This is a genomic window from Dyella sp. (genome assembly GCF_036568765.1).
Lineage (GTDB): Bacteria > Pseudomonadota > Gammaproteobacteria > Xanthomonadales > Rhodanobacteraceae > GSA-30.
In genome coordinates this window covers 23,604-30,385 of record NZ_DATCRY010000187.1, presented here as the reverse complement: position 1 = coordinate 30,385, position 6,782 = coordinate 23,604, and the positions used below count along the sequence as shown (strand labels likewise).

The following is a 6,782-nucleotide window of genomic DNA, read 5'->3' as shown; positions in this document are numbered from 1 at the left end:
AAACCGCCGCTATCGGGTGGATTGTGGGAGGGGGTGATGACAATGCCGTCGGCCAGCCCAACGGTGCGGCCGCGGTTGTGCGCCAGTATCGCGTGAGAAATCGCCGGCGTCGGTGTGAACTCGTCGCCTTTGGCGATCATCGTCTCTACGCCGTTGGCTGCCAGAACTTCCAGCGCACTTTCGAACGCCGGCATGGACAGCGCATGCGTATCGAAACCGATGTACAGCGGACCATCGATACCCGCGCGCTTGCGGTACTCGCAGATCGCCTGAGCGATCGCCAGGACATGCCACTCGTTGAAACTGCGATCGAACGAGCTGCCTCGATGCCCGGACGTACCGAACGCTACGCGCTGCGCCTGCACGCTGGCATCCGGTTGCAAGTCGGTATAAGCGGCTAGCAGCTTGGGCACATCCACCCGGAGCGAGGTCGGCACGAATTGGCCCGCAAGCGGGTGAACGGTGGGGTTCATGGTGTCTCCAAGGGAAATGTCGATCCTGTCGAATCTGGACACGGCCGCACGGCGGCGTCAAGACCGGGCGTGGATGACGCGATCACGAAACGCTGCCCGCTCTGGATGGGTTCTGCAATCGAGGACGGTATCGGACCTCGATTCGATGCTCCTTGCCGTCGTCGACCAGGGCGACACCCTTCTCGACCTGCGCCGTGCCGTCGAGGCTGACCTGCTCGCCGGTTTCAAGGCCGTCGTCCCGCTGGACAGCAATGTGATAATCGGTTTCGCGAAACCGATAATCCGTCGTGAACGCACACCACGTCGACGGCAGCACAGGCCTGATGTACAGGCGTTCGCCCTCCCGTTTCAAGCCGAGTAGCGATTCCACGATCAGCCGGTACATCCAGCCAGCCGAGCCGGTATACCAACTCCAGCCACCGCGCCCGGTATGGGGAGGTAGGCCATAGACGTCGCGACGTGCGACTGCGCAAGCCCTTGCTTGTCCCGCTCGTGTGCAAGCTCGATAGCTGCGCGGGCGACATCCGCTTCGGTGCGATCGCTATATTTGGTCAAGGCTTCGACGACATGTCGATAGTGGTCGCGTGTGTCGAAATCCATGGTTGCATAGATTCCGGCAGGGTCCTCGCGCAGTATTTTTTCGACCGAGCTGGTGCCTTCGACAAATTCCCGCCAATCCATCGCCGAGAGTAAGCGCAAGCTGCTTATGCTGTTGCCGATGGATAACTGGTCTGCCGCCTGTTGCTGTGCTTCCAGTTGCACCAGATGCTCGATACTCGATCCCGATTCCGAAAGCCGCTGTTCGATCCATGTCAGCGGTAAGGCCAGCGCCGAACTCAGCCCTTGCAATCGACGCGTCAGTTCCGCCACGAACGAGCTGGCCGGGGATGTCTAATCTTCAAGAGCGGCCATCCCGTTGTGAAGTAATGGTTATCGCTTCCTTGTCGGACTCGAACGCGACCCCGCTGGACTTTTGAAGCCTGTTTTTTTTGTTCTACGCCCACCGATGAGGCAGTGACGTGAAGGGGTGAGACATCGCGCTGTTAGTACGACGGGCAAGCTTGCGTGTCCGCGCAGCGCATGGGAACTGCAGGCGGCAGCGGTCGGACCGGGCTTCCCGAGTCGAAAAAACGGACCTGCCTTACCTCATGCATGACTTACGGCAGGGGAGAGCCCCCCAGGGACGCGGTGTAACGTCGGCGGAATATCCAAAGGGAGACCGCAAGATGCCGTCCGTCACTGTATCGAAAGGATATCTTCTCGCCGCCGGCCTGCTGGCCGGCCTGCCCGCACTGGCGCTGGCCGGCTACGACAAACCGCCGGAGCCGCTGCTCGGTGTGATGCACGCGCCGTTGCCTGCGATTCCCATGCTCGACCCCACCCGCGAACGCATGCTGCTGGTCGAGCAGTCGCAGTATCCACCGATTGCGCGTGTCGCCGAGCCCTACGTCAAACTGGCGGGCTTGCGCATCGAGCCGGCCAATCACAGTCGGCACGATGCATCGAATGGCTATGGCATTCGCACCTGCCTCAAGCGCTTCACGGTGGAAGAGGTGGTCAGCCATAAGCAGTTGCCGGTTGCGTTGCCAGCCGATGCCTGTCCTGGTGTGCCACAGTGGTCGCCGGATGGCCGTCGCTTCGCCTTCGCCAATACCACCGGCACACGCACTGAATTGTGGTTAGGCGATGCGCTCACCGGCAAGGCACATCGTGTGGAGGGTGTGTGGCTCAATCCGGTGATGGACGATGCGGTGCAATGGCTGCATGCCAGCGATTCGCTGCTGGTGAAGCTCGTGCCCGCGAACCTCGGTCCGGCACCGAAGGCCGATAGCGCCACCGCCGGGCCGGAAATCAAAGAGTCGATCGCAGGCAAAGGCGAAAGCAGCACGTATGAAGCCCGCGACACGCTTTCCAGTCCGGAGGACGAAGCGCTGTTCGACTACTACGCCACTGCGCAACTCGCGGTTGTCGATGCGGCCAGCGATCAGGTTCGCCCTGTAGGCAAGCCGGGCGTCATCGCAGGCGTTTATGGCGCACCCGACGGCGAACATGTGCTGGTCGAGGCGCTGAAGAAGCCCTATTCGTATGTCACCACGTACGAGCGCTTCGCGCAGGACGTCCAGGTGCTGGACGTGCGTAGCGGGCAATCGACCGTTATTGCATCGCTACCGGTCGCCGACCGTGTGCCCGTGCATGGTGTGCCGGTGGGACCGCGCGAGTTCGAATGGCGCGACAACGCACCGGCCACGCTGATCTGGCCGGAGGCGCTCGATCAGGGCGATTGGAAAGTGAGTGTGCCGCATCGCGACAAGGTCATGATGTGGAGCGCGCCATTCAGCGGCAAGCCAAAGGAAGTCGCGCGCACTGCGCAGCGTTTCAGCGGGATGCGCTGGCTGGCCGATGGCGACGAGCCCTTCATGTACGAACTCGACGCGAACAAGCGCTGGATTCATGTCAGCCGTGTGAACGTTGCCGATCCGTCCAAGCCCGCACGCACGGTCTGGGACTATTCCATGGACGAGAACTACAACGAGCCCGGCTCGTTGATGATGCGTCGGTTACCCAATGGTGCAAGCGTCGTGCGGCAGGATGGCGATTTCGCCTATCTCACCGGCCCGGGCGGCACGCCGCAGGGAGATCGTCCTTTCCTTGACCGCTATTCGCTGTCGACAGGGCGTACGGAGCGTTTGTTTCGAAGCGGTGGCGATCACTATGAGTCGGTCGTTGCGGTCCTCGACGGTGGCAAGCGCTTCATCACGGCACAGCAATCGCCGACGGAGCCGCCCAATTTGTTCGCGCATGCGGTCGGTGCGCCAGTGAGCGGGGCCAAGCCCGGTGAGGCTGCCTATGCATCGACTGCCGAGGCCATCACGCACATCGCCGATCCGACGCCGCAAGTGCGCGGGATCGGCAAACGCCTGGTGACGTACAAGCGCAAGGATGGCGTCGAACTCTCCTTCACCCTGTATACCCCGCCGGGCTACAAGGAAGGTACCCGCCTGCCGGCGGTTCTCTACGCTTATCCGCTCGATTACGCCGATCCGAGCAAGGCCGGGCAGGTCAGCGGATCCCAGCAGAAGTTCGACATACTGCGTGGCTATCGCCTGCTGCTGCTGTCGGGCTACGCCATTATCGATAACGCTTCGTTCCCGATCGTAGGCGATCCGCGCACGGCGTACGACACATATATCGACCAGCTGGTGATGGATGCGCAGGCTGCCGTGGACAAGGCGGTGGAGCTTGGCGTGGTCGACCGCAACCGCATCGGTGTTACGGGCCACAGCCATGGCGCGCTGATGACAGCCAACCTGCTCGCACACACCAACCTGTTCCGTGCGGGTGTCGCCACAAGCGGTAGCTACAACAAGAGCCTCACGCCATTCGGGTTCCAGAACGAGCGGCGCTCGCTATGGCAGGCACCGAAGGTCTACGAGCAGGCGTCGGCGTTCTTTCATGCCGACCAGATCAAAGCTCCGCTGCTGTTGATGCACGGTATGGACGACGCCAACCCCGGCACGGAGTCGATCCAGTCGCCCAAGCTGTTCCAGGCCATCCGCGGTATGGGCGGCACCACGCGGTTGGTGATGTTGCCGCACGAGCCGCACTGGTACACCGCGATGGAATCGAATGAGCAGGAGGTCTACGAAATGCTGACCTGGTTCGATCGGTATGTGAAAAATGCCGCACCGAATGCAGCTGGCGAGTCGAAGCAAGCCACGGCCTCGGCACCTTGATACGGGCGGTTCGGCAAGAAGGCGTACCAAGCCACAGCGCTCCCTCCCCTGTTCGCAGGGGAGGGTTTGGGGGAGGGCAGATACTTGCCTCTGCCTCCCAACGCCGGCAAAGAGCGGTTCGCTAGAGCTCACCCTCCCAGCCTTCTTCTATAAACGGGGGAGGTGAGCCTTGAACTCGACGCCAAAAGAAAACCCGCCACGAGGGCGGGTTTTCGAAAGGCGCAAAAACAACGCGTCCGGAGACGAGTTATTTGATTTTGCCTTCCTTGTAGATCACGTGCTTGCGGACAACCGGGTCGTACTTCATGAACTCGAATTTGTCCGGGGTGTTCTTCTTGTTCTTCTGCGTGGTGTAGAAGTGGCCGGTACCGGCCGACGAGATCAAACGGATCTTGTCTTGCTTGCTGTTAGCCATGACCTAACTCCTCAGACCTTTTCACCACGGGCACGCAGGTCGGCGATCACGGCCTCGATGCCCTTCTTGTCGATGGTACGCAGCGCCTGGTTGGAGACGCGCAGTTTGACCCAGCGGTTTTCGCTGGCAACCCAGAAACGACGCTCATGCAGGTTGGGCAACCAGCGGCGACGGGTCTTGTTGTTGGCGTGCGAGACGTTATTGCCGGTCTGCACACCCTTTCCGGTGACTTGGCATACACGGGCCATGATGACCTCCGTAAATTCGTGAACCGCCCGTTGGCCAGGGCGACATCGGCCCAGCGGCGCCTTGGGCGCCACGCGATGGCTGGAGATTTGAAGCTTTCGAGGCCGCCGGTTAAAGCCCGCATCGCGTCGCGGACAAGCCCGTTTGGCACGGGTCGGCATGGTCGAGCCGCGCATTATCCCAATAAATCAGCCATGTATGCAAGCTCTGGATGGCCCGGTGCATCGGCCTCGTCCGGCCGGGGAGGGGCATCCACATGCTCATCCAGCCTCGTCTCGCTCCCCAGGGGACGCAAGATATGGAACAATCGACCTCTTTGCTCATTATCGCATTCGAACCGAGGGACTCCCGATGGCAGAAGTGACCGCCAACGGCCAGGCCAATGGCCAGGCTAACCAGCCGCAGCTGGTGCTACAGAAGATCTACGTCAAGGACGTGTCCTTCGAAGCGCCCAATGCCCCGCAAATCTTCCAGGAGATCGGCGAAACCGACCAGCCGCCGCAGGTGCAGCTGAACCTCGGCCACCGCGCCACCTCGCTGGGCAACGACCTGTACGAAGTGACGCTTAGCCTCACCCTGACCTGCTCGGTCGGCGAGCGCACGGCTTACCTGGCGGAAGTGGAGCAGGCCGGCCTGTTCGGCATCGCCGGTTTCAACGAGCAGGATCATGCCGGCATCATCGGCAGCTATTGCCCGAACCTGCTGTTCCCGTACGCACGCCAGGTGATCTCGGGTCTGGTCCTGGAAGGCGGTTTCCCGCCATTCCTGCTGCAGCCGATCAACTTCGACGCGTTGTACGCCGAGCAGCAGCGCCGTATCGCTGGCGGCGACGAGGCTCCGACGCTCAATAGCTGAGCGCCATGAGCGATCGTCCGACACTGGCGGTACTCGGTGCGGGCTCGTGGGGCACCGCCCTGGCGGCATTGACCGCCAGGAACGGCGTGCCCACGCGCCTGTGGGGGCGCGATGCCGATGCCCTGGCGGCCATGGCTGCCACGCGGCGCAACGCCCGCTATCTGCCCGATCTGGAACTGCCGGCCGAGCTTCGCTACGAAAGCGATCTGGCCAAGGCTCTGCACGGCGCCGATATCGTGCTGATCGTGGTGCCCAGCCATGCTTTCGCCGCGATGCTCGATGAAATCAAGCCGCTGTTGGAACCCGACGCGGCCATCACCTGGGCCACCAAGGGCTTCGAGCCCGGCACAGGGCGATTCCTGCATGAACTGGTTGCCGAAAAACTGCCGGGTCGACCGGCGGCGGTCATTACCGGACCCTCCTTTGCGCGCGAGGTTGCCGCGGGCCTGCCTAGCGCGGTGACCGTGCATTCGGAAGACGAAGCCTTTGCGCATCGCGTCGCGTCCCTGCTGCATGCACCGAACCTGCGCGCCTATTCCGGTAGCGACGTGCTCGGTGCCGAACTCGGCGGTGCGATGAAAAACGTGCTGGCTGTGGCCACAGGCGTTGCCGATGGCATGGAGCTTGGCCTCAACGCGCGTGCCGGTCTGATCACGCGCGGCATGAACGAAATGCTGCGTCTGGGTGTTGCCCTCGGTGCGCGTCCGGAGACCCTCATGGGCTTATCCGGACTCGGCGATCTGGTGCTGACCTGCACCGGCGACCTGTCGCGTAACCGTCGCCTGGGGCTGGCCCTGGGGCGAGGCAAGGGCATCGACGAAGCGGTGCGCGAGATCGGCCAGGTGGTCGAAAGCGTGCTGACCGCCAACGAAGTCGTGCGCCTGGCCGACAAGCACGGCCTGGAACTGCCCATCAGTAGCGGGGTTCACGCTGTTTTGCATGGCGAAGTCACGCCGGTCGAGGGGCTGCGAGCACTGATGGCGCGTGAGCAAAAGCCCGAATATCCCCGCTCGCTGTTCGACAAATCCTGAACGGCGCATAGGTCGAGGACGCCCCAAA

General features: G+C 62.4%; 7 protein-coding genes and 1 pseudogene. 3 read left to right on the top strand and 5 right to left on the bottom strand.

The window, feature by feature from the left end; translation table 11 throughout:
* The 3 genes and pseudogenes from VIM98_RS12920 to VIM98_RS12910 form a co-directional block, all read right to left on the bottom strand.
* A pseudogene (locus VIM98_RS12920) lies at positions 1–473 on the bottom strand (alpha-D-glucose phosphate-specific phosphoglucomutase); the annotation flags it as partial.
* A gap of 82 nt (positions 474–555) precedes the next feature.
* Entirely contained in the window at positions 556–858 is a 303-nt protein-coding gene (locus VIM98_RS12915) for a hypothetical protein (RefSeq protein ID WP_331993520.1), read from the bottom strand.
* Positions 846–1,343, bottom strand: a complete 498-nt coding sequence (locus VIM98_RS12910; protein ID WP_331993519.1) for a hypothetical protein — start codon at positions 1,341–1,343, stop codon at positions 846–848. The genes VIM98_RS12915 and VIM98_RS12910 overlap by 13 nt, the downstream gene beginning before the upstream one ends.
* 356 nt (positions 1,344–1,699) lie before the next feature.
* On the opposite strand from VIM98_RS12910, the gene VIM98_RS12905 reads away from it, so the two are divergent.
* Positions 1,700–4,207 carry a S9 family peptidase gene (locus VIM98_RS12905; protein ID WP_331993518.1) on the top strand — a complete coding sequence of 836 codons (2,508 nt, stop codon included), beginning with the start codon at positions 1,700–1,702 and terminating at the stop codon, positions 4,205–4,207.
* A 247-nt stretch (positions 4,208–4,454) separates the two neighbouring features.
* Here the strand turns inward: VIM98_RS12905 and rpmG are convergent, their stop codons facing one another.
* Positions 4,455–4,622 (bottom strand): 50S ribosomal protein L33, encoded by a 168-nt coding sequence (gene rpmG / locus VIM98_RS12900; RefSeq protein ID WP_331993517.1) that lies wholly within the window; start codon positions 4,620–4,622, stop codon positions 4,455–4,457.
* Positions 4,623–4,633: 11 nt separating this feature from the next.
* A complete protein-coding gene (gene rpmB, locus VIM98_RS12895) occupies positions 4,634–4,870 on the bottom strand; it encodes a 50S ribosomal protein L28 (protein WP_090449535.1) in 237 nt (78 codons plus the stop codon).
* A 349-nt stretch (positions 4,871–5,219) separates the two neighbouring features.
* Here rpmB and secB point away from each other — a divergent pair, with 349 nt between their 5' ends.
* Positions 5,220–5,723 carry a protein-export chaperone SecB gene (secB, locus tag VIM98_RS12890; protein ID WP_331993516.1) on the top strand — a complete coding sequence of 168 codons (504 nt, stop codon included), beginning with the start codon at positions 5,220–5,222 and terminating at the stop codon, positions 5,721–5,723.
* 5 nt (positions 5,724–5,728) lie between these two features.
* The gene (locus VIM98_RS12885; protein ID WP_331993515.1) at positions 5,729–6,754 is read left to right on the top strand and encodes an NAD(P)H-dependent glycerol-3-phosphate dehydrogenase; all 1,026 of its coding nucleotides are present in this window, start codon (positions 5,729–5,731) and stop codon (positions 6,752–6,754) included.
* Positions 6,755–6,782 lie beyond the last annotated feature (28 nt).

Excerpts from the sequence above, each read along its gene's own strand:
- VIM98_RS12915 (WP_331993520.1), bottom strand. The coding sequence starts at position 858 with ATGTACCGGCTGATCGTGGAATCGCTACTCGGCTTGAAACGGGAGGGC.
- VIM98_RS12905 (WP_331993518.1), top strand. The coding sequence starts at position 1,700 with ATGCCGTCCGTCACTGTATCGAAAGGATATCTTCTCGCCGCCGGCCTG.
- rpmG (WP_331993517.1), bottom strand. The coding sequence starts at position 4,622 with ATGGCTAACAGCAAGCAAGACAAGATCCGTTTGATCTCGTCGGCCGGT.
- rpmB (WP_090449535.1), bottom strand. The coding sequence starts at position 4,870 with ATGGCCCGTGTATGCCAAGTCACCGGAAAGGGTGTGCAGACCGGCAAT.
- secB (WP_331993516.1), top strand. The coding sequence starts at position 5,220 with ATGGCAGAAGTGACCGCCAACGGCCAGGCCAATGGCCAGGCTAACCAG.
- VIM98_RS12885 (WP_331993515.1), top strand. The coding sequence starts at position 5,729 with ATGAGCGATCGTCCGACACTGGCGGTACTCGGTGCGGGCTCGTGGGGC.